The sequence below is a fragment of the Methanosarcina sp. Kolksee genome (assembly GCF_000969945.1).
Lineage (GTDB): Archaea > Halobacteriota > Methanosarcinia > Methanosarcinales > Methanosarcinaceae > Methanosarcina > Methanosarcina vacuolata.
Window position 1 is genome coordinate 1,904,392 of sequence record NZ_CP009524.1, and the last position, 24,495, is coordinate 1,928,886.

General features: G+C 39.3%; 16 protein-coding genes. 7 read left to right on the forward strand and 9 right to left on the reverse strand.

Annotated features, from left to right (window positions below):
* Positions 1-378: 378 nt before the first annotated feature.
* The gene (gene pdxS / locus MSKOL_RS07865; protein WP_048117964.1) at positions 379-1,275 is read right to left on the reverse strand and encodes a pyridoxal 5'-phosphate synthase lyase subunit PdxS; all 897 of its coding nucleotides are present in this window, start codon (positions 1,273-1,275) and stop codon (positions 379-381) included.
* Positions 1,276-3,450: 2,175 nt separating this feature from the next.
* Complete coding sequence (locus tag MSKOL_RS07870; protein WP_048154998.1) at positions 3,451-3,879, reverse strand: PKD domain-containing protein; 429 nt, start codon at positions 3,877-3,879, stop codon at positions 3,451-3,453.
* 751 nt (positions 3,880-4,630) lie between these two features.
* On the opposite strand from MSKOL_RS07870, the gene MSKOL_RS07875 reads away from it, so the two are divergent.
* Complete coding sequence (locus tag MSKOL_RS07875) at positions 4,631-5,269, forward strand: DJ-1/PfpI family protein (protein WP_048155001.1); 639 nt, start codon at positions 4,631-4,633, stop codon at positions 5,267-5,269.
* Entirely contained in the window at positions 5,262-5,711 is a 450-nt protein-coding gene (locus tag MSKOL_RS07880; protein WP_048155004.1) for a GNAT family N-acetyltransferase, read from the forward strand. Before MSKOL_RS07875 ends, MSKOL_RS07880 begins: the two co-directional genes overlap by 8 nt.
* Before the next feature lie 356 nt (positions 5,712-6,067).
* Here MSKOL_RS07880 and MSKOL_RS07885 read toward each other — a convergent pair whose 3' ends face one another.
* The gene (locus MSKOL_RS07885) at positions 6,068-6,886 is read right to left on the reverse strand and encodes a nitroreductase family protein (RefSeq protein ID WP_048155008.1); all 819 of its coding nucleotides are present in this window, start codon (positions 6,884-6,886) and stop codon (positions 6,068-6,070) included.
* Between the two features lie 684 nt (positions 6,887-7,570).
* On the opposite strand from MSKOL_RS07885, the gene MSKOL_RS07890 reads away from it, so the two are divergent.
* The 4 genes from MSKOL_RS07890 (at position 7,571) to MSKOL_RS07905 (ending at position 14,086) form a co-directional block, all read left to right on the forward strand.
* Positions 7,571-9,340, forward strand: coding sequence for an alkaline phosphatase (locus tag MSKOL_RS07890; RefSeq protein WP_048155012.1), 1,770 nt, complete (start codon positions 7,571-7,573; stop codon positions 9,338-9,340).
* Positions 9,341-9,954: 614 nt separating this feature from the next.
* A complete protein-coding gene (locus tag MSKOL_RS07895) occupies positions 9,955-10,440 on the forward strand; it encodes a MarR family winged helix-turn-helix transcriptional regulator (RefSeq protein ID WP_082091069.1) in 486 nt (161 codons plus the stop codon).
* A gap of 72 nt (positions 10,441-10,512) precedes the next feature.
* Entirely contained in the window at positions 10,513-12,252 is a 1,740-nt protein-coding gene (locus MSKOL_RS07900; protein ID WP_048155016.1) for an ABC transporter ATP-binding protein, read from the forward strand.
* Positions 12,239-14,086 carry an ABC transporter ATP-binding protein gene (locus MSKOL_RS07905; protein WP_156151005.1) on the forward strand — a complete coding sequence of 616 codons (1,848 nt, stop codon included), beginning with the start codon at positions 12,239-12,241 and terminating at the stop codon, positions 14,084-14,086. The genes MSKOL_RS07900 and MSKOL_RS07905 overlap by 14 nt, the downstream gene beginning before the upstream one ends.
* A 125-nt stretch (positions 14,087-14,211) precedes the next feature.
* Here MSKOL_RS07905 and MSKOL_RS07910 read toward each other — a convergent pair whose 3' ends face one another.
* Positions 14,212-14,721, reverse strand: coding sequence for a flavin reductase (locus MSKOL_RS07910; protein ID WP_048155020.1), 510 nt, complete (start codon positions 14,719-14,721; stop codon positions 14,212-14,214).
* A gap of 286 nt (positions 14,722-15,007) precedes the next feature.
* Positions 15,008-17,386 (reverse strand): PocR ligand-binding domain-containing protein, encoded by a 2,379-nt coding sequence (locus tag MSKOL_RS07915; protein ID WP_048155023.1) that lies wholly within the window; start codon positions 17,384-17,386, stop codon positions 15,008-15,010.
* Between the two features lie 764 nt (positions 17,387-18,150).
* Between MSKOL_RS07915 and MSKOL_RS07920 the strand changes: the two genes are divergently transcribed.
* On the forward strand, positions 18,151-18,363 hold the full coding sequence (locus tag MSKOL_RS07920; RefSeq protein WP_048155026.1) for a hypothetical protein: 213 nt from the start codon (positions 18,151-18,153) through the stop codon (positions 18,361-18,363).
* Positions 18,364-19,468: 1,105 nt separating this feature from the next.
* Here MSKOL_RS07920 and MSKOL_RS07925 read toward each other — a convergent pair.
* The 4 genes from MSKOL_RS07925 to MSKOL_RS07940 all read right to left on the reverse strand — a co-directional run bounded on the left by MSKOL_RS07925 (position 19,469) and on the right by MSKOL_RS07940 (position 24,445).
* On the reverse strand, positions 19,469-20,812 hold the full coding sequence (locus MSKOL_RS07925) for a hypothetical protein (RefSeq protein WP_048155029.1): 1,344 nt from the start codon (positions 20,810-20,812) through the stop codon (positions 19,469-19,471).
* Positions 20,813-21,352: 540 nt separating this feature from the next.
* Positions 21,353-22,072 carry a site-2 protease family protein gene (locus MSKOL_RS07930; RefSeq protein ID WP_052725383.1) on the reverse strand — a complete coding sequence of 240 codons (720 nt, stop codon included), beginning with the start codon at positions 22,070-22,072 and terminating at the stop codon, positions 21,353-21,355.
* A 361-nt stretch (positions 22,073-22,433) separates the two neighbouring features.
* Positions 22,434-22,931, reverse strand: coding sequence for a hypothetical protein (locus tag MSKOL_RS07935; protein ID WP_156151006.1), 498 nt, complete (start codon positions 22,929-22,931; stop codon positions 22,434-22,436).
* Positions 22,932-23,212: 281 nt separating this feature from the next.
* The gene (locus MSKOL_RS07940; RefSeq protein WP_231592538.1) at positions 23,213-24,445 is read right to left on the reverse strand and encodes an MgtC/SapB family protein; all 1,233 of its coding nucleotides are present in this window, start codon (positions 24,443-24,445) and stop codon (positions 23,213-23,215) included.
* Positions 24,446-24,495 lie beyond the last annotated feature (50 nt).

Sequence of the window (24,495 nt, forward strand, 5' to 3'; positions counted from 1 at the left end):
GATTTATTCTTACAGCCCGTAAGAAAGAATCCATTTTTAAAAATTGAATTTCAACCGTTGCACCGGTTTATCACACCGTTTCAAGGGATTTTCGATCAAGCCTCTTAAAAAAGCTTGCGAGCAAGCAGTTTTTCCAAAAGGCTTGCAGGCAATCACATATTAAAAAGACCTGTGATTGCGCCCTCTGCTGACCCAAAACAAAATTCGGGTAAATCAGCCGTCCTCAGAGAGTTGGAAATATAGCCTTTCTTGCCCATAGTTCAGTCCTCCTAGCTCAGTTCAGTATCTTCATTATAATTCAGCCCTCTTGAGCGAACGAAGTGAGCGAAAAGGGCACCGTCCTCCCGAGACGGGACTCGGGTGGCGGAACTCAGGGGGTTACCAACCGCGTTCCTGAAGGGCTTCTTTTTCAGGGATCGTATCTGCGCTGATGCCTTTCATGCCTGCACCCACGCCTTTTGATATTTCTGCGAGTTTTGCAGGGTTGTCAAAATTGTTTACGGCTTCAACAACGGCTTTTGCCATTTTCTCCGGGTTTTCGGCTTTGAAAATGCCTGAACCTACAAATACCCCGTCTGCACCAAGGCGCATCATGAGAGCGGCATCCGCAGGGGTCGCAACTCCGCCGGCTGCAAAGTTTACCACAGGCAGACGCTGCATTTTTGATGTTTCGACTACAAGTTCTATCGGAGCTTCGATTTCCCTTGAAACCATAATCAGCTCTTCTTTAGTCTTCCCTGCAAGTGCACGGATTTCGCCCTGAATCTGCTTCATGTGCTTAACTGCCTGGCTTACATCTCCGGTTCCAGCCTCTCCTTTAGTTCGGATCATGGCTGCTCCTTCGTTAATTCTCCTGAGGGCTTCTCCGAGGTTTCTGGCACCGCAGACAAAAGGCACGGTGAACTGCGTTTTGTCTATGTGGAAGTAGGGGTCAGCGGGGGTCAGGACTTCAGACTCGTCCACCATGTCAACACCGAGAGCTTCTAAAATTTCGGCTTCGACAAAGTGCCCGATCCTGGCTTTTGCCATTACAGGAATTGTAACCGTATCAATAATCTGCTGGACAATCTCAGGGTCGGCCATCCGGGCAACCCCACCCGCTTTTCTTATATCTGCTGGAACAGCCTGGAGGGCCATAACAGCAACTGCTCCAGCTTCTTCTGCGATCCTGGCCTGTTCCGGGTTTGTAACATCCATGATTACACCCCCTTTCTGCATTCTTGCAAAGCCCCTTTTGATAAGTTCGGTCCCATGTCGTAATTTTTCAAAGTCCATGAATGTCATCCTCTCTGTCTTGATATGATTATAAGATTCTATGCCGTGGGAAACCCTTTACATGATGAAATAACTCTTGGGTCTTTTCCACTGATTGCAACCGATAGGTTGCGGTTTTCAGTTAGTTATTTCTCCAGTGAATTGTGAATACGCTCAATAGTCAAAGGCATTATTTAAGTTATTCCTTATTAATAAATACAAAGTAAATCATATATAATAACTTAATATTTTTTCCATTAACTAAAAGTATTTCTTACACCTGTAATGTTTATTCTGCTCTTTTAAATAATGCGTTACAGAGCCTTAATGCTATTTATTATTCTACCTCTAATATGCTTGCCTGAGGTTAATTAGCACTATTTCTGTTTTCATATAATATATATGATCTCCTTCAGGTTCTTAAATATATAGTTTTCTAAGAATACAGTAGTTCCGATTTATCCAGGTTCCGAATGCCAATTACAAAATAGATTCAATATTCTCGACCTAAAATTAATTATGCAGGATCAATGAATCCGAATGCGTGCAAAAAAACGACTCCTTGACCCCTACACTGGAAATTACAGCACATGAAATGAGATCCGTAGCCAATGAAGACATTGGCAAATCTGTAAAGTGGGGAATAAAATCACTAAGGGAATGCCAATTAAGTCGTTTCTGCGTCGATTAAAAGAGTACATTCAGTAAAGAGATAAGCAACTACGCAGACAGTTAAGTGGAACATAGTAGCCAAACAGTATCATGAAATAGAGAATTATTGGATAGCAGAAGTTAACGAAGTTTTTTGAAACAAATGGTATTTTTGATTTCTGGTGTACGAGGAATAGTTTAAAAATAAATATTTTTGATGGAAAACTCGTAATATGTAATATTTCAGTTATTAATGAAGAAAAAGTAATTGGCTATTTCAGCCATTAGGAACTATACCTGATAGGAACTACTGAGTTTAGCGATGGTTTGAAAAACCAAAATTAGGACAACTACCCAAGGTAATGACGAGGTCGATAGTCAAAGAAGGGTAAAGTGGAGTACTTTCTGTCCTTTGTGCCTGTTATTCAAAGAATATCAGTGCGTTTAAAGACCCAGTGGTTTGCATTTCTCCACAGTCGTTGACGTAATTGATTTTGTTCCTCAAGTGCGTAAGTCCTAAGCCATTATCAAGGCTAACTTGATAATGAATTCATCTTTACGAAGATTATCAAATAAAATATCTGTTCGATCATTGAATACACTACCGCATTTGAGGCAGGTCTATTTGCAAACTCTTTTGTTCTTGATTTGATACTTGCCATTGTCTATGATATTTCATTTCCCAGTGATATGATGAAATTTGCAATTTTAATCAGGACAGAAAATATCAGTGAATTTTGGTTTTGTTCCTTGTTTTCCCATTAAAACACAATTATATATTTTTTATATAAAATTAATCAAATAAAAACAGCACAGAAAAATTACTTATTTATCTCTTTTTATGTTATTTGTATGATAATTGACGGTTTTTCTAATCTAATATTCTTTAATAGATTATAATAAAATCTTTTGAAAAATAAATATGTAAACTATATAAATAAAGTAATACACATTATGAAACAGATTTTTGAAGATATTTAAGGTCCTATGTAGTCTTCGGTTAATAGATTTTAAAAAGACTGGGGTGTAAACTATAAGCGGGTTTCTTGAAAATTTAGTTATTGATCACATATTAACTCTGAATCGCTATCTATTAATGAAAAACTACCAAAGATTATGCTCAATAATTAAATTGCTGTGATGCCAGGAATTCGGAGTTTTTTGAGTGTATATTTGTTTGGAGCAATTATTAAATAGACTACATGAATATCTGATTTCTTTTGACAAGAGGGTTAATGCAGAAATAGTACGAAATCGAGTAAATGCAAAAATAGTACGAAATAGATAGTAATATTAATTTAACATTGGATGATTACGATTTCAACCAAGACTTTAATAAAAATGTTATTACTGAGCCCATTCCAAAACATATTAATTTAAATATAACTTAAAGTTGTTTTCGTGAGTTATTTTTCATGACCTGATATTTTGTAAATAACTAAAAATACAGGATCCGATAAGTAATTTTGAGTTTTGGTATCAGCCCAATATAAAAACACTTTTTATAAAAGCTGGAAATGGTAAGTAAGTTCCAACTTTTCCAATTTATGAAATAACAATATTTTTATGAACCCACAGTTTTCCATTATAACCCTTACACTTTATGGTCATACAACTTATGTAAAAACCAGTCTTTGAATACTTGTGCACTGGATATTTTAGTGATGAAGTAATTTTTGTTCCTGATTTTGAGGTTCCATCCCCAAAGTCCCATCTGATATATGTCTCTGTACCTTTTGATAGGTCCTTAAATCGTACTATTCGAGGATCAGTATTCGAAGCGGCTACCGCAGTATAATCAATACGATTATTTCCACCTGTTAGACGTTCTGTTGCTGGTGGAGTTCCTGCACCTAGAGGAGTCTTGGTTACAACACATTTTGCACAGACTCCTTGAGACAATAAAGCTAGTATCATTAATACGGTAAAAACAGATACTGTTATTTTCCATATGGACTTTCTATTATTTTTCATATTTTCCTCCTGTTTTTTTTTATATTTATCTGGTAGTACACGTAGTAAAAAATTACAGGAGAAATTACCTTATAAGCATACTTATTTTCAAAAAATTTAATAAAAAACGCGATGAAAATTTAAAGCTTGATAAAGCTTTATCTTCTTACCTAAAAGATGATAACACTGTAAATTCATTGATAATTGTTCTCATTTTTTGTAAGCTTAAAAATAATGACTAGGAGACGATTATATAGGCCTAGATCTTAAGACAGTTCTTTATTTCCAGTAATAACCGCTGAAACCTCTACAATTTACTAGAAACCATCTATTTCAGGTATATGGTTATGACCAACCATACAGTGCCTATAGCCAGCCTTCTCAACAGACCTCACAGTCGCCTCATCAGTCCTCCTGGCCTGTTCTGTATACACATCTTCCAGTATACTCAAACGGGGTTTTAAAAGAGGATTGATAAACCCAAGAGAATTTTACTATATCCTGAAATAATTTCGCAGATCCAGAACTGTATGAAAGTTCAATAGATGATACAAAAGCATTTCAGATATAAGCTAAACGTTGGGTAATTCTAACTCGCTTTAGTAAAGGAAAATGACTATGTAATATGAAAAAATTTAAAAAATGAAATGAAATAGTGTGTTTCCTGGATATGTAATATAACTACAATAAAAAAATTAAAACGAAAACGAATTTTGGAACTGAGTCCATAATAAGAGAAACTTATTTACAAAATATCCACAAACTTTGTGGCATGAATTTCGGATTTTTGATTTTCCCGGGGCTGGAAGAACTGGACCTTGTCGGCCCCTGGGAAATAATATCACTCTGGAGCAAATTTGCCCAGGGACCTGAGAAATGCTTCATGGTTGCCGAAAATCCCGCTCCCGTAATCTGCAGCAAAGGAATGTCCATAAATCCTCATGTCACCTTTACAGATTGCCCTCCACTTGATTTTCTCCTTGTGCCTGGAGGAGAAGGTACACAGAGAGAAGTTGATAACCCGTGCCTGATCCAATTCGTTGCCGAGCAGGCTGAACATTGCCAAGCTGTGCTGTCGGTCTGTACTGGCACATTCATACTTCACAGTGCCGGCCTGCTCTCAAACAGACGAGCCACTACCCACTGGGCTTCACTCCAGAAACTGCGAGACATGGGTGACGTGGAGGTAGTGGAGGATCGAATCGTAAGGGATGGGAATATCTGGACCTCGGCAGGCATTTCTGCTGGAATTGATATGGCGCTTGCATTTGTTGAATACATGACAGATGAAAAAACGGCGGGTAAAATCCAGCTCGGTGCCGAGTACTACCCGTCTGGCAGGTCTTATGGTATGATGCACAAAATTCCGCAGGCTCCTGAATATTTAAGGAAAAGGACTGACTATGAGTGAAATTATTCGCTATATTCAAAAACATGAATTGAGAGAACTGCTGGACCTCTATAAATACCTGAACAAGGATGACCCAGATCTTGTAGAGGATGCTGAACTCAAAAAGCTATGGCAAGAAATATTGGAAGACCCGAGTCAGCACTACCTTGTGGTCGAAGTAGATGGAAAACTGGTATCCACCTGCGTAATGATTATTATTAAGAACCTGACAAGGAGCGCAAGTCCTTATGCCATTATCGAGAGTGTTGTGACGCATCCAGATTATAGAAAAAGGGGGATTGGAACAAGACTTTTAAAAAGGGCGCAGGAGATAGCTAGAGAAAAAGGCTGTTATAAAATTATGCTCCTTACGGGAAGAAAAGAAGCTATACCGTTTTACGAAAATGCTGGATTTGAGTGTAAATCTAAGACAGGATTTATTATCAGGTTTGACGGGCGCTGATAAAACAGGTGTTTAATAAAGACTCGTGAACTATTCTTGATGCCTTCAATGATCAGCTTTAAAACTGGTAGTAGTCACTCAGTCACTCGGCAGCAGTTATTATATGTATGATAATTTTTCATATGTGTAAATTAATACAGTGAGGATAAATAGGCTCTTTTGATTCAAGAGACTCCTTTAATTCCGGTACTTCTGGCCTCAGGTCCATGTCAGTATATGGGAAAAGTTAGTCGAGCCAGGCTTTGGTCTGGGCCTTGATCCAAGCAAAATAGTAGTGTCGCCGTTCATTCAAGAGCTTCCCAGGAGAACGGCAATTTTTATCATAGTATTTGGCGCTTCCTCAAAATATTTCAACCTTACTTCCACATAACCTCAAGAGGCTTCCTGCGGGGGATTCCATAAACCCTGTACTCAGGATTGCCAAACATCATTGCGTAGGCACATTTCCGTCCTACGGGAAAGCCCAGTTCCTTCTGAAGAGGTTCATAGGACATGGCAGCAGCCGCAACAAAGCCAGCCCAGCATGTCCCTATCCCGAATGCCGGTGCAGCGATATCGAAATGTGTGAGGGCGATGATAGCATCAGTAGGCGCAATAGGGTTGTCTTCCGGGATGTGGGCGAAAAGCAGGTGTGGAGCACCACGGCAGATGACATCGATTCCCTGTTCCCATGCTGAAATAAGCATCGGCACAAACCCGCTCATAGGATGGTCGGTGTTAAGCAGGTTTTCCATCCATTCGATTGTGAGTCCGGCAATCTTCTTTACTTCTTCTGGATCATGGATTATCAGCCACTGTACCGGCTGACCGTTACCTCCGGACGCGGCGTAGCGGGCAATATCGAGGACTTCAAGGATTTTCTCCTTTGGCACGGGTTCCCGGGTAAAGTGCCGGATAGACCTGCGTTTTTTGAGGTAGAAAGCCACATCCTCAGGAGAGATGTTGCCTGCATCTGAAGGAAGAAGAACTTTTTCATCATGTAGGAAATTCAGGGTGAGTGCCTGAGATGGGCAGAAAACCTCACAGTGCCCGCAGTAGAGGCAGTGTGAAACGTTTGCTTCCTGTACCTGGGGGAGATTAGACTCATCATCCAGACCGATAATACCTGAAGAGCACATCTTTACACAAAGGCCGCATCCTGTGCAGCGATCCTGATCGACAATAATGTGAGTCATCGTATCAAATCCTATTAAAAGTAGATATATCGACCAGCCGGCATTTATTACTTTTCTTTTTTTATCGGTCTGTGAAGTTTCATTTATTCGATAACTGGATGGGCAAAGAATAAGAGACTGGGTACTTTTCTATTTACGTTATGCCATTAAGTTTTACAGCAGCTTTTCATCTGCCCATCTATCAAATATCTTCAATTTCTCTTCCGTATGGAAGTAATGCTCCCCGTGGTCCAGGACTTTAATTGTTTAGTGATACCTCGCTGTAAATGCTGAAATCTCGCCCCATTCAGACAGATTATCGTTAGAACCATACAAAATGGCAGTAGGTACTTTCCATTCAAAACACACGTGAAATTCTTCGAATAACAGACACAAAGAAATAACAGATCACAAATGGAGTTTAAAGGAATTACTAACGTTTAGAGTTCCTGTTCAATAACTTAGGGACACGACCACAAATCAAAGTATAAACGAGTATATAATCTAAATATTTTAATAAATAGCTGGTACCGTAAAATAGTCTTACATAGAGACCTTTCTCAAATATTGAGTATGAATCTGCATATGTTCTATATGTGAAAGATTCAAATACAGATGGCTTCTTTTTTAAAAATGGGATTTGTATTTTTTATATTGTGTTAGACCCGAAACTTAAAAAATTATTCTAAAAGTTGAGGTAATTCTATGGAGACTAAGGAAACAGATACTTTATTTATTATTTCAATACTGGGACTTTTGCTGCTGGGAAACGTTGGTTCTGCAGCAGCTGTACAATTTGATTCGAATTATAGCGTTAATTTCACGAACTCTACTAACTGCGAATTTCCTATTACGCCGGAAGCTAAAATAAAGAACGTGATTGTCCTGATTCCTGATGGTTGTTCTCAAAGTGTGGAGACTTTAGCTCGCTGGTATAGCGGAAAGCCTCTTGAGCTTGACAATATGGTGACTGGGACAGTCTCTACTTATAGCACTGACTCAGTCATTACTGACTCATCTTCAGCTGCAACCGCATTTGCTGCAGGATATAAAACTACTAACGGTTTTGTAAGCGTCGGACCGAGCAATAGCTCTGTGTTAAGTACACTGGAAATTCCACCTGAAGAACTGCAGTACAGACCACTTGCAACAGTGCTTGAAGGTTCAAAGCTCGAAGGCAAGGCTACAGGACTTGTAGCAACCTCTCGTATTACCCATGCCACACCTGCGGCTTTTGCTGCTCACGTAGATAACAGAGATAATGAAACCGAAATCATGAAACAGATGGTTTATGAGAATATTGATGTGGTCTTTGGCGGCGGTTCCAGTTATCTCACACCTGTAACTGGGGGAGGAAAAAGGGCTGACGGAGAAAACCTGACAAAAGTACTTCTTGAAAGAGGCTACCAGTATGTTGACAGCAGAGATCAAATGATGAACCTGACCACTGGAAAGGTTTGGGGTCTTTTTGCCAGTAGCCACATGATGCCGGATATCGATCGTTCTTCACTTGCACCTGAACAGCCTTCTCTCTCAGAAATGACAGATAAGTCCATCGAACTGCTATCTCAGGATAAAAATGGCTTCTTCCTGATGGTAGAAGGCAGCCAGGTTGACTGGGCAGACCACGCCAATGACCCTAACTATGCTGTAACCGATTTTCTGGCTTTTGACAAAGCTGTTAAGGTTGCAGTTGACTTTGCTAAAAAGGACGGGCATACTCTAGTCTTGGTTTTCCCGGATCATAATACAGGCGGCATGACTATTGGCAGCGACTCTGATCCCAATTATACATCCACAACCGTAGAAGATGTTATTGCACCTCTCAAAGGTATGAAACTCAGTTCCACTGGCCTTGAGACAAAAATAGGGACTGATCTGTCATCTGAAAATATCAAAAAACAGCTAAAGACCTGGTGGGGCATTGATGCTACTGATGAGGATATAGCTGAAATTCTTAAGCTCTACAACGATGGAAAAGGCCTATCACTTGACTATGCCATCAGCGAGGTAATAAGCCGCAATCACACAGTAATTGGCTGGACTACTCACGGGCATTCTGGAGACGATGTTCCTCTATGGGCTTATGGTCCTGACCATCCGACAGGCCATATGGATAATACCGAAATTGCAGGATATATAGCTAAAGACCTCGGATTTGACCTTAACAAGACCAATTCGAATCTCTTTATTGAAGTGGGGGAAGTTTTCTCCAAAGACAACGGAGATGGGAAACTGGATAAAGATGAATATTTGATGAACATGACAGATTCCTCAAACCCTGTGCTGGAAATTGGAGATGCCAGACTGCCAGTGGACACGAATATTCTTATCAAGAATGGCGTAGCTCATGAGCTAGAAGGAATAGTCGTCTACGCTCCAGCAACTGGTAAAGTCTATATTCCCTGTGAAGCACTTTCACTTGTAAATGGAACAAAAATTAATGGAGCTCAAAAAGCAGTCGAAGCTGCCTGAAAATGTGAGTTAATTGACAGGGATTATTTCCCTTTTCTTGTTTTTTGCTCTGTCTATGGATTGTGAAATGTGAAATATCTTCACCAGACCCACATTTGAGAAGTCCGGAACAGGTCTTAATTTACAAATTGGAATACTTCCCACGCAAGCTGTGGAGAAGTTTTTTTTCTGGTTGTATTTTCTGGTTGTATTCCGTTATTGACTTCATCGACATCATGTTTGTTTCATGGCGGTTATAAGCAGTTCTGACAGCTTCAACCTATTCATTAAAGTATTATGAACCGTGTTCCGAAAACTTAGACTTCCAGGCTCTTCGCTATTCCCCATGTATAAGACCATTTTCAATTCAAGACCAAATTAATTTTATGAGGACATTATGAGGATAGCCACACAAAACAGCTAAGAGCCAAAAGTCATATCAGACAATTTAACAAGATGCGAAGAACTGGTATTTTTATATCGAAGCTTAAACTGCATTCAACAACGTAATAATTTTTTTAAAAATTTCATCTGGTGCCCGACATTATTGTTGACACTGTAAGATAACGTTGCGATACTGATATTTAGGTACCTAAATATATTAGGTGCTTAAATAACAGTGTGGACGTAGTCAAATGCAGAATAAGAATGTGATACAGCTGTATAATACGTTGAACCGTCTGAGCAAGCAAATGCACCGTTTTTCTCATAAGGCGGACCACAAACACGGTCTATTCCACATGCAGTCAAAATTGCTGCAGCTAATCGCGAAAAATGAAGGAATTATCCAGCGGGACCTTGCGAAAAAAATGGATATGCGCCCTTCGTCTATGACAGAGGCACTCGGAAGGCTGGAGCAACTTAACCTTATTTTGCGTAAACGGGATGAAAAGGATCAGAGGTCAATGCACATCTACCTGACAGATAAAGGCAGGGAAATTGTTGAAGACACTGTCAGGTCCGAAGAAGAATTCATGAAAAAATTTACAGACATCGTGTTCAGAGAAATCTCGGAAGAAGAAATCGAAGAGATGCTTGCAATTACCTCAAAGCTGTGTAAAAGTCTTGATACGCTGGACTTGAAAGAACCGAAAGATTGTAGCGAGGAATGTTGCCAATAATCACTGCCTTTGTAGAAAATAGGGATAACGTTATCATTTTGAATAATTACAAAACAGCAAAAGGATACATTTATGTTTCAACTTATTAAAAAAAATCTTAAGGGCATAGCTCTGATTTGTTCTTTACTTGCTCCTCTTTTGATGTTGATAGAAGTCTTCATGGACCTTCAACAACCAAGGCTTATGTCAAATATTGTGGATATAGGAGTTCAAAACAGAGACCTGGGATATATATTATCGACAGGCTTCGAAATGGTGCTTTGTGCGCTGACTGGATTAATTGGCGGTGCAGGATGCGGTGTGCTCGCCTCATTTGCATCTGTGATGTTAGCTGGCAGTTTGAGAGAAGAGCTTTTTCATAAAATACAATCGCTTTCCTATACGGAAATTGACCATTTCAAAACATCGTCGCTTATTACAAGGCTGACCAACGATGTAATGCAAATTCAGAATATGTTTCTCATGTTGCTGCGTGGCATGGTGCGTTCACCATTGTTGTGCATTGGCGGAATAATTATGTCCTTTTTGCTGAGTCCCCGTCTTGCCGTTGTTTTCTGCATCATTCTGCCTATTCTCATCACTTGTGTCGTATTTGTGATGATGAAATCGGTGCCGCTTTACACGCAGATGCAGCTCTGGCTTGACAAAGTTAATACCGTCATGCGTGAAAATCTGCTGGGTGTACGTGTTATAAAAGCCTTTAATTTAGAAGACAAACAGAATGCACTTTTCGGCAAAGTAAATACGGAATTTACAGAAAAAAGCATACGGGCACAGAACCTGACCTTTACGCTGATGCCGATAGCTACTCTGGTTATGAATCTGAGCATTGTTGCCATCCTGTGGTTCGGAGGCAATATGGTCGTTTCCGGAAATATTGAAACAGGCAAGATAATGGCGTTTGTCAATTACCTTGTGCAGATAACAAACTCTCTTATAATGCTTGTCAATATGATTATAAACGTTTCACGCGCACAGGCATCATCAGGTCGTATAAAAGAGGTTTTGGACTGCGAAACGAGTATTAAGGAGTGCAATTCTCCCGTATTGCCAGAGAATTATGACATTGAGTTCAAAAACGTCAGTTTCAGATACGGCGAAAGTGGAGAATATGTTCTGAAAAACCTGTCGTTCCTGTTTAAGGAAGGGCAGACAATAGGTATTATAGGAGCTACCGGCTCAGGAAAGAGCTCAGTTGTAAGCCTGATTCCGCGGCTGTATGAGGTAACCTGTGGACAGGTCCTGATAGGAGGGTGTGATGTTAAGGATATACCAGTACAGAACCTGCGCAGCAGTATCGGGATCGTGCTGCAGGAAAACGTCCTTTTTCAGGGGACGGTTAAAGAAAATATGAATTTTGGCGATGAAGAAGCAGACGAGGAAGAAATATGGGATAGCCTTCAAGCTGCTCAGGCAGAAGATTTTATTCAGGCTCTCCCGGACAAATTACAAAGTCAAGTTGAACAAAGAGGAAAAAACTTATCAGGTGGGCAGAAACAGCGCCTTTCCATCGCAAGAACTCTTCTGAAAAAGCCAAAAATTTTGATTTTTGATGATTCCACAAGCGCAGTTGACCTCTCGACCGAGGCTCGCCTGCAATTTGAAATTGCAAAAAAGATGAAAGAAAACACGATAATCGTCATTGCGCAGCGTATATCCGGTGTTATGGATGCGGACACAATATTGATGCTTGATCATGGCAGTGTTATTGCAAAAGGTACCCATAAAGAATTACTGCAAAGCAACGAAGTATATCGCAATATAGCCGTTTCACAGCTTGGCAAGGAGGTGCTACCGAATGCCGCAGAATAACGTGATGCCTCATGATATACCTCATAATATTACAGGCCGCCCGGCAGGAGGACCAGGCGCTTTTCTTCACAGGGAAAAAACAGAAATCAAGGACGTTAAGGGAACACTCATACGCATTATTATGTACCTTGGAAAATGGCGGCGCACATTGCTCCTCGTTTTTTTCTGTGCTCTTGTTACAACAGTGATCACCATTATCGGCATTCAACTAAATGGGTACACGGTTGACGAGTTTATATCTAAAAAAGATATTGCAGGACTTGCTCGCATCTGTATTGTCATGATTCTCATTTACCTTGTTGCGGTTTTTTCTACTTACATGCAGAATTCTCTGATGATCCGTGTTGCTCAGAAAACTTCGGCCAATATCCGGAGCGATCTTTTCAGCAGCCTGCAAAAACTGCCCCTCAAGTATTTTGATACCCATTCAAGCGGTGACCTCATGAGCCGCCTGACAAACGATGTTGACAATATCAACCTTACACTTTCACAGAGTGTCGTGCAGCTTTTTTCAGGTGTCGTCAGTGTTGTCGGTATGCTGGTAGCAATGCTGCTGCTCAGCCCGTTGCTTACACTGATCGGGCTGCTGACAATGCCACTGATGTTCTTTACATCAAAAGCCCTCGCCGTAAAATCCCAAAAGTTTTTTAAAGAGCAGCAATCTGAGCTTGGACGGCTTAACGGATACATCGAGGAAATGGTTTCCGGCCAAAAAGTTATTAAGGTCTTTTCCCGAGAAAAGGAAGTGGAGGGTCACTTCAAAGAAATCAACGAAAAGCTTGTCTCCAGTTCTATGAAAGCACAGACGATAAGCAGTGTTATGGGACCGGTGAATAACACTATTAATAATCTGACCTATTTGGTTATCACGGTCTGCGGCGGTATTTTAATAATAAAGGGGTTTGCGGGAATCACTGTCGGCGTAATATTTTCTTTCCTGCTCTATATGCGCAATTTTACCCAGCCGATCAACAATATCCTCAACCTTTTCAGCACTATCCAGTCAGCCCTTGCAGGTGCAGAGCGAGTGTTTGAGGTAATGGACGAAGAAAAAGAAAAGGACGCGGATAATGCCAGAGACATTCAAAACATTGAAGGCAACGTGGAAATAGAATCCGTTAATTTTTCATACATACCGGGTAAGCCTGTACTTAAAGAAGCAACAATTTCTGCGGAAAAAGGTCAGGCGATTGCCATTGTGGGACCGACGGGTGCAGGCAAAACAACCATTATCAATCTTCTCACCAGGTTTTATGGCATTGATGACGGAGCAATCTATATTGATGGACAGAATATAAATGCCATTACTCGAAAGAGTCTGCGGCAGTCTATTTCAATGGTACTCCAGGATACTTTTCTCTTCTCAGACACCATACGCGAGAATATCCGCTATGGCAAGCTGACAGCAACGGACGAAGAAGTTGAACAGGCAGCAAAGCTGGCACATGCCCATGACTTTATTATGCAACTGCCACAGGGTTATGATACGATCCTTACCGACAATGGCGGTAACCTTTCACAGGGACAGCGGCAATTGCTCAGTATTGCGAGAGCGATGATCGCACAATCTTCTGTGTTGATACTTGATGAAGCGACTTCTTCAATTGATACACGGACAGAGCTGATTATTCAGAGTGCGCTGCTCAAACTGATGCACGGAAAAACAAGTTTTGTCATCGCACACCGCCTTTCTACCATCAAAAACGCAGATAAAATTATAGTCTTAGACGGTGGACGAGTAGTAGAAACAGGCACGCATAACGAACTACTTCTTTCGGGTGGTTTTTATGCCAACCTTTACAACAGCCAGTTCAAAAAAGGCATGGCAATATAAGTAGTCGGGTGGTTCAACAATGACAGGCATTTGCTCTGCCTTGTGGAATCAAAGTTGCGATGGCGCACCCCGCAGCAAGCTAGCGGGGTATTCGACTAAAATAAACGATTCAAAAAATACGCTATTTAGCGTGTAAGAATTTCGACAATTTCTCCGATATAAAGGTCGTGATAATCCTTATCCGCATACCATTGTTCATCAATTTGCTCCATCACAAAGCTTTCAGGTTTGATTGGCTGGCAGCACATTTTTTTGCATACCAAAACCTTGGAAGCCTCATTATAATAAGGAATTCCTTCATAATGATTTATTGTCAAACCAGATTTTTTCACTTTGTCTTCATCTCTTCCTGATGCCGTACCCATATAAGTCAACATTTTTCCATATTTTTCACGGTCAAAGAAAGAAATTGAGAAATTATCTGAACCATCAATAAATTCTTTTGTATAACGACTCTTGCGTACTACAATAAATGCAGCGTTTTTATTCCACATCACACCAAGCCCGCCCCATGAGGCAGTCATGCTGTTAACCTTTCCTTCTTTCTCTGCTGTAATTAGCATCCATTCTTTTCCTATCATCCGAAATGGACTAAAATCAAATGCATCTGCTTTCAATGGTTGAAATGTGCTCATATGTTGTCTCCTTTTAAGCTGCATTATTTACATTTGAATTGGTGATATCTTTTATATAGAGCTGATATATAGAGCTGATCCCAAAACGCAAAATTGCTTCTTTGAATATCATATTCTGGATTACAAATAAGAGATTATGATCCTGAAAAATAATTCTGAAACTCTTATTGATGTGGGAATAAAATTGGTTTTGGGATTAATTCTTTACAAAACAGCGTGGCATTTTTTGAAGATACCTATTCCCCGCACTAATTTTTCATCTATTTTATTGTGATTTCAGACCAGCTTAAGCCAGATTATCTTTTTCTGTCACTGTAAATCTCATAATGAATTCTGTGCCATTATTCCTTTTCAATTCAAATTCCCCATCTAATTGGTCTACAAGGGAAGTTATAAGCTGAAATCCCAGACTATCAAGCTCTTCAATTTCAAGATTTTCAGGAATGCCTATTCCGTCATCTAAAACGGTGAGAATGAAGTTAGTGCGCTTCCAGTCTTCGTTTATGTTTTTTATACACTCTTTTTCCTCTCTACTAAGTTTAATTTGGATTTCTCCTTTCTCTCTGTCAGGGAATGCATGTTTTAGGGAATTGGAAACAAGTTCATTGACAATTATTCCTAATGGGACTGCAGTATCCATATCAAAAGAAACGTTTTCTTCCAGATTCATGCTTAAGGTGATATTGGAATTTCCAAGCATGTATGTTAATAAAAGATTCTCAGCAAGTTCCTGAATGTACGGGGAAAAGTTTAGTGTTTCGAATCCGCCGCCTCTATACAGTTCTTCGTGTATCAAAGCCATAGATATTACTCTATCCTGGCTTTCTCTGAAGGCTTCCAGAACTTCTGAATCCTTAATATCCTCTCTATCTCTAAACTGTTCAGCCTGAAGGTCCAGCAGAGAGGAAATTACCTGAAGGTTATTCTTTATTCTATGATGGATTTCCTTTTTCCGAGCAGTCTCAATATTTGCAAGAGCTTCTTCAGCTTCCTTTCGTTTGGTGATGTCGATATCCATCTCAAGGATCATGGGAGAACCATCAACGTCTGTAAACGGAAGGTCATAAGCATCAAACGTACTACCGTCCGGCATGGTGACCTCCCAATGATAGGGCTGGCCGGTTTCAAGTACCTTATATGCTTGACAGAACTCACAGGGTTCGGTAAGCCCAAAACAATACTCAAAACAATGTTGATTGCCTAACTCGCCAAACTTCTCACGGAAACAACGGTTTGCAAAGGCAATGTGATGGTCAGGTGTTAATAGAGCAACCATTATCGGCAGTGCCTCCAGTACATCAAAGAACCGCTTCCGTTCAGTATCGACAGCTTCGGTAACCTTACGGCGTGATTCACTCTCGCACAGCACCTCTTCAGCCTGCTTTAGCTTGGTGATGTCAGTCAGTACACCGTCCCAGATTGTTCGGCCGTCGGGAAGCCTGCGCGGACGAGAGTGCAACCTTATCCAGTAAGCTTGGCCGTTGGGCAACTGCACAGGTAATTCCAGATCAATATCAGACAATTCGAGGGCACCGCGTGCCTCGGCTTCGACGAGTCGTTCTAAATACGTCCGCGGAACGTGCCTGTACAATGTGTTGGGATCACGCAGCAAATCGGATATGCTGATGCCGAACAACCACTCGATACCTGCGCTGAAGTATATGAAATTGGTACTGCCATTGGGCTCAAGGACATACTGATATACCGCACTGTTTGGCAGATTGTTGCTCAGGAGACGCAGCCGCTTCTCGCTTTCTTGCAATGCATCCACCACAGCATCTCGCTCCGCCAGCGATTGAGACAGCTTGATATTGCTGTAGCCTACCTGCGAAACCATATTGGTAAATGTCGTAAGAAAAGACATGCATATATCCACAGCTATCGGGCTCAATCTCGGAACTTTCTCAAGCGCTGCTATGTACTCCTGCTCATTGAAGCCATATTTCCTGGCCTGGGCTCGGAATAATTCATAGTCTACAGGCTCATCCTCAAAAAAGAACTGCCCTGAAAAGGCATAGCCAACATGCTGGTCGTCCACAATAATGGGAGTCGCTATATCCCACATATTGTTTTTGCATTTATTCAGCTTAAATTCTCTTGGGAGAACGCCTGAGGATAGCTTGATGTAATTTTCCATGCAGTGTTTGCAGGCTTCGGGATGAACCCTGTGGAATTTCGTACAGATGTCCTGCCATCCGGCACCTGCCAGAACATTGCCTTTGAGGTCAACCAGGGCTATTGGAATGTTAGCAAGCTTATAGAAATCCTCAATTATGGACTGGATAGCCTGGACATCAATAATATTGGCAAGTTCCAGATTTATCATCTCCAGAGCTTCACTTTCCTGGAGTTCTCCCTCATGCCTTTTACTCTCACTTATATCAAATCCGTAAATGTTTACGCATTCTTGCTCAGGCAAGGGATGAAAAACAGTAAAGTATACTCTTTCCCCCACTTTAATTTTTATTTTTTCACTAACTTCCTGGCAAATTGCCCTCTGAACAAAAATTTCGATATGTGGAGGCAATTTTTCTCTTACTCTCACGTCCCACTCATGCAATAAAGGCTTTCCTGCCTCATTAGAGTAAAGAACTGTACCATCCTTTGCCACACTGATCACAGGATTCGGGTTTATTGCTTGAGACTGCTCCATTTTAGCTGTCATTATTCCCCTTGTCTCCCTCTTTTATGCAACAAAATGCCTGATTTTAATGATAATTGAATAAATCAATATTTTTAGCTTTTATATTAATCTAATTTTAATAATAATGTAATGAAGCATCATTTGCATTTACTGTATTTGTCAACATTAAGGTATCTATTACAGTCAGTTCACATCGATATATTATCTAATTTGACCTTATTATCTAATTTAACCTTCTTTTTTTTGACCTTCTTTCTTTTGCATAGCTGAGATAAACTATGGACTTAACAAATATTGTAAATTTATAAAATATGCCATTGATATTGTTAAAGAATTTGTTGTTGATAAAATAATAGTTAAATTTGGAAATATAAAGGCAGAAAATCTCTTATAACTATATAAAAGCCTTTAGATAAAGAACTTTTGTCAGAATTAGAAAGCTGTCACTTATATATTTCACTATTTATTAATTATCCTAGTGCATCGATTATACTGAATATGGAAGAAATTCACTGGAAAATATGGAGTCTCATGGGGGAAAAATATGAAAATATATATTTCTAGTTGCGTTAACCTGCCGAATCCAGGCTAAAATATCCAGGTTCCAAATTTCGGCCTGCCATCTTTAACTATATAGCCATGGCGTATAATCTAAAGATTCTCTATCTATATAGTATATTAGGATAATCTCTATATATTTGATGTGCAAATATAGTGGTTGAGGAGAAGAGAAATCGAACCGAAATGAAGAGAAAACTAAAAACAATAAAAAGAGGTGATAAAAAATGGAAAGACTAAGGAATTTGATCCTCGAAAACGTAGCAATGTTCAATAATGCGTTTCCGAACAGATTCTGCCATAGTCCGGATGTCATCTCCGCAATCTCATACGACTATAAGTTCACTTACGGACAGGTTGAAAACGAGATCGAGAAGATGGTCCATGAAGGGGTTCTTGATGCAGAACTCTCGGACTGGTATGAGATAAAGCTCGTATAAAGAGCTTGCTGCCTTTCGAGCAGGAATTTAAGGAATAGAAATCACAAAACACTGCACGACGACAAAAAGGACTAACTGAGAAATAGTAAATCGGACTGAGTATCTAAGAACTTAACTGGATATTTGGCCGCTTAGTTAAGTATTTGCACACCAGATCAGGTGTCCAAATCGGATAAAGAAGTAACATACAGCGAAAACTTCCATACAAATATAAATTGATTCGAAGTTTCGCGGGTAGCTAGATTCTTTTTCCCAAAACCTTTTTTAATCTTGGATAATTTTAAGAAACGGGCGTTTGAATAGCTGTTTTTTCTGATAATGCTTTTTAAGTAAATGATTTGCTAATTTTTAAATGTTTATAAATTGAAGGGTTTTTTTTACAGTTTGATCATGATTTTTTTCTATCTGCTGGGCCTAGTGTCATATATTGTGATATGACTTCCATCATGGCGGCCAAGATGATTGCTCAGGGGATATTGGTGGGATTCGCAATTGTCAGGCTCCATATAACGAAAGCAGCTGTCGCGATTTTTGGCACCAAGTGAAAATATCTTGGATTGCCAGCGGTATTAAGAAAAAAGATTGATCGCGAGTTATAGCATGTAATATGTTTTGGCTCAAATATAAGGAGCAATGGTTGCGCCAAATATCCTCTGAATATCCCGAGATGATTTGAACTTAGCGAATTAACACGAAATATTTTTATATATCAATTTCATTAATTTATACGGTTCGTGGTAGTTTTGGCAAATTTTAGCATTGAATAGCCTGTAAATTATACTTTTTAATGGAGAAGAGACCATGAACGAGGCTGTTTTAGCTATTTTTCATAGCTTAAAAGTCATAATCATATGCTTGACGTTCATCATTGCTCTTTTGAAGTAATGTTACTTTTCAACTATTTTATTTTTTAATTTTTAATTGTCTGATTTAAGATGTTAAGTTGAGGTTGTTTTTGGGACATATCCTGTTTACATAAAGTGTATATAGTCTTCCAGATTATGCTCAAATATCCCTGAAACTAGCCAAGCAATGTATGTGATTCCCTCATCCGGAGGTAATAAAAATACTCATTTATCCATTACAGGTCTCAAGATTGACAAATCTACAGCTTACTTTCCCACGGAACCTTTTCGACCACTCCTATCGATTTTTCAGTTAAACGATTATGATAGGTTTCTGAGTATCTACACAAATTAAGCAAAGAAAGCTCAAGGTACCAGAGACCTAAGTTCCAAGTATCATACATAACATCCTCAAACTTTCCATGATTTTTCCTATCTGGATGTATTAACGAATTACGTACTCTAACAATAGAATATGAAGCATCCTTCCACATAGAGTCCTTAAGTTTAAACTCTTCCGCTAGCTTCATCAATTTAGGCGTATTACCGGTTATGTAGTTAGGAATATCTAGACAATCAAAAAGAAATTTAATTTTATCAAAAGCATAAAGACGCACAAAGGTTTCTGCATTCTTCTTACACTCGTTCACAGCATAATCCAAAGACAAATTTTCAAGTACAGTTTGAGTTAAAATAATACCAACATCGATGTTTGAATTATTGGCATTGATATACCAATAGATTGCCTGCTGAAAAGTGCCATTCCAGTATTCATCATTCCAACAACGCATGAAATCAGGAAAGAGATTCTCAAGTTGTTCAGAATGATGCTCATCAAACCACGATAATGGCTGGGAGAAGCTAGGTTCTTTCGGCGATGACCATGATTCCCACACTCGATATGAGGAGTTAAAACCCATTGCACATACAGGATTGCACCAGGCTCCTTTTGCAAAAGAGAAGAAGTAATATAGCATATCAAGTTTGTCCGTAGCTTCTTCACCCGAAATAGGAGCACCATCTTTTTTTCTCAAACAACCTACATGTGTTAGACCATAACCGCCTTCATTTTTTAATTTTTTGAAGGTACTATCTGAATCTGTGAAAGATTTCAGTTCTACTACCCAGTTGCCTGCTTCTAAGTTGACATTTTTAGAATATCTACGTTTATTTGCAATTATTTTTTTAAAGTTGAATAAATAAAAAATAACATACTGCATCTGAGTATCTTTATTTCCGACTCCGATTATTGTCTCAGAAGATGGAGAAAAGATTAGTGAACTTTCTTTTGGATTCGACACGTGACAAGTTGTTAAATATCCTTCAATGCACTTCTTATGTTTTTTCAATTCTAAATAAAATAACTTACCTGACGCAAGCATCCAAGCTAATTCTACTCTCTCAGCTATATTTAATTCTTCTACATTGGTAACATGCACATTAATACGAGGTCGTGGAACTAGATCTAGGCGAATATCTGCGTTTACAGTAGATAAAACAGTCTCATTACTGTCTTTTATCAAAATTTGATCTTTTGCAATGATCATCGATTGATTCGGCACACCGAAAGGAAACAACGGAACAGTTTGGTCTTTGTCGTTCATGGTTAGTACCTAGTTGTAATATAGTAGTTTCTTTAATAATTTTAATAGTATATCAAATATATACATTGAAGTTATTGTATAAATTCTTTTTATTGTTGTAATATAAAATAGTATTTTACCATTTTACTTTTAACATACGACAATTTTAACATATTTTAGAAAAAGTGAGAGTAATCACATAATATAACTGCATCTTAACGCAATTATCAACATAGTTAAAATGAACTAAAAGGATGAAGATATTAGTCAAGGATGTAAATTAGATCCTTAAATGCTATCATCATAAATACTGGCTACTGTACATTACATGCAGATTGGCGCTGCTGGGCTTTCTGGGATATGGCTACAAAAATGTCCCAGCAACTGGGCCCCGAAACTCAGTCATATCCAGAAAAAACAAATAATAAATTCAAAAAGCCTTCAAATACCTTCTTCTTGATAAAGCTTGAAGTTGGGCCTTTAGCACATAGTCTAACCTTTAGCCAGCCCAACAAACATATCCCAGGATCCAGGCAAAATCCACTAACCTCTGACTAAATATTATACAGATCTACCTAATTCTGAGTAAAATCGGTCCTCATTAGATGCGCTGCCATAAATATAGAAAGCAATCAGGGGAAACCAGATATCACCTGTATAAATTCCATAAATCGCCATGAGAATAGCAATAAACTTTCCGATGGAAGCTGCACTATGAGTAGCCTTTACATAAGACATTTTCCTGGCAAAAAGTGAACGGAGTATCCTGCCGCCATCCATAGGAAAAGCAGGCAGTAAATTAAAGATCCCAAGCACTAAGTTCATTGATCCAAGGACCCAGATAATAAGATATATAGGGTTTTGAGAAAGCGCAGAGCTAGAGGATATTACGTAATTGTATGTGAACAGGCAGATAAAACCTATAATGAGGCTCGTTAAAGGCCCTGCAAAAGCTATCTTTGCTTCCTGTCCGGGTTTCTGTGGGATCTCCATAGAGGCTACACCTCCGAAGAGGAGGAGAGTAATGCTAGAAATATTTGCCCCATAACGTTTTGCAAGATAAGAGTGTGCAAGTTCATGTAAAAGTACTGAGACAAAAAGGAAGATGGCAGAAAGAGTAGAAAGAGTATATCTAACTACAGTTGGCTCAACTCCCACAAAACCATATGGCTGTGAATTGATCGCAAAAAAATATGCAGATATCGGAAGTGCCAGAAGGAAAGATGTGTCCAGTTTGATAGGTATGTCCATTATGTTTCCGATTTTAAAAGATGACTGCATTATGAAACAACTCCGTTTTATTTCTATAAAATTAAACAATTAATATTTTAAACTTGAGTTCTGAATCTCTAAAATTCAGATCTTTACTCAACATGTACAAAAATGTAAAATTCATTTTCTATTCGTTCACCATTAGGACCTGGAGGCATTAAGGGTTTTTAGAAACAACATCGAATAATTAATAGATAAGCCTATCCTGAAACTCAAAATTTGATTTTTGATTTTTGAATTTTTGAATTTTGAATTTTTGAATTTTGAATTTTTGATTTTTGAATTTTTGATTTTTGATTTTTGGATTTCTTATCTGGAACAGTCAGTTGAAGACCTAATCACTAAAATGATCCTGAAAACTCATGATGATTTAGAATAAAATAGGTTTTGGGATAGGCTCCGAATGTAAGTCCATCGTTGTGTCCGATTGTGCAGGCTCTTTTTCGGCAGCTGGTTTGCATTCGCGGCAAATATATTTCAGCTCATATTGTTTATCGATGTCAATACGGTCCAGGTATTTATAAAACGTTTTGCACATCCGATATTTGCAGTCGCTGAACGCAGTCTGTATTTGCTCCTCTATCGGTTGTGCAGACTCAAGAAAATACTCCTTCCCACACTTCTTACATTCCGTTTTCGTGATGCATAGCATATGTACAGTTTCAATGCCAGTTGATAACGATTTTTCAGATGCCCGAGCGACTGCTTTAAGCACAACTCTGGCAGTGTCATCGTTTAGCTCGGAGCCACAATCGCAAAGTTTACTGTTCTCGAAAATTTTACTATAATCAATTTCAATACATTTGTCGTTCAGCGCTTTCTTATGATCTGCACAGACATACACGTCCATCGCATCTGTCTCGTCCATATTATCACAGTGAAATATTATGCACTGTTTACAGTATAAACTTTTTCATAAACTTGCAAACCGCTCAATATTGAATATCCTGAGGTCAAACCCATAAAGTAGCCAGCTTAGCCAGTTAAATAAGATTTGTTCTTACCCTGGAGGGACTTAAATCGCCAAAGCCATAAAAACGATAACAGAAAAAATGTTATTTTACTTTTTCAAATTACTTTTGTTTTTTTAGCAATTGCCACTTTTAAAAATTTTTCAACTCGTGTATGAGATCTAAAAGTCAGGCCCTGTTACATGAAGTTCCACAAAATTAAAGAAAGGATCCCAAAAACTGTAATTATCCCGAAAGTCTTCTTTGTAAGGGCGAAAAGGTTGGGGGAACCGGAAATTTTCGAAAGCAGGATCTTGTTAATCGTGCTAATCAGGCTTGCAAGCACTGCAGTGTTCGCTGCGGTTGCATAGGAAATATTTCCACTTACTGCAAGTAAGGTTACCGAAACAATCACTCCCGAACTGCTAACAAGAGCACCCAGGGCGGTAACGTAAATTCCGGCAGTCCCTGCAACTTTATAAGCAAAACTTCCTACTACCAGGATGACGGTAAAAGCAAAGCCGAATTTAAACGCCTGTCCAAGTGAGAAAGGAGATTCAATTTTAAGTTCTCCTCCACTTATAGGGCAGAATTTTTTGTCATACCTGAGAACTATTGCTACAGAAGCAAGGATGATCACTGCCTGGGGAGGAAGCATATGCAAAGTTGTCTGGCCAGTCGGATCAACAATCAGGGCTAATACAAGGTTCCGAATGAGCATGGAGATATTGCAGAGCAGTATTCCGGTAAGCACGGGATCGGCCATTTCCTCCACTAGTTTTGAGAGACCTGCAAGCGCGGCTGTTGTTGCCTCACTGTTCACAAAGCCTCCTACAAAACCTGAATAACAGATTCCACGCTTTGTGCCGAACTTTCTCAGGAGCACATAACTTAAAAAACTGATAAGAGAAACAAGAATTACAATAAGTATTGCAGTCCTGAAATTTATAATTCCGTAAAACTCCCTATCCGGCACTACCGGATAAAGTATAAAAGTCACGGCCAGAAACTGTATGGCATTGTAGAGTTCTTCTTTTGTCAGGTTTCCTGCGAACTGGTGAAGAGGCTGTTTCTGGATCAGAAGAAAAGCCACAACTATTGAAGAAATAATAGCAAACAGGCCATAATCATAGCCAACAAGCACTCCCATAACGAAAATGAAAAAGAGACTGATAGGGCTGGTAACTCCTATCCGTTTAAAGAGAAATATCTTGGAATAAGTGATTATGCAGCAAATTGCTCCGAAAAAGAGCGCAGCTACGTAAACAAAACCCGGCCCTTTTGCCTCGCTTACGAAAGCAGCTAACATACCTGTTATACAGGTTATGCTGTAAGTTCTCACCCCTGCAAAAATTTCATGTTCGATTCCTCTGTGCTCCCTTTCAATACCTACCATTATCCCTATAAGAAAAGAGATGGCAAGTTTTGTCATGAAATCCAGAAAAACCGGATCGAAACCAAAATCCTCTATGATGTCCGTGG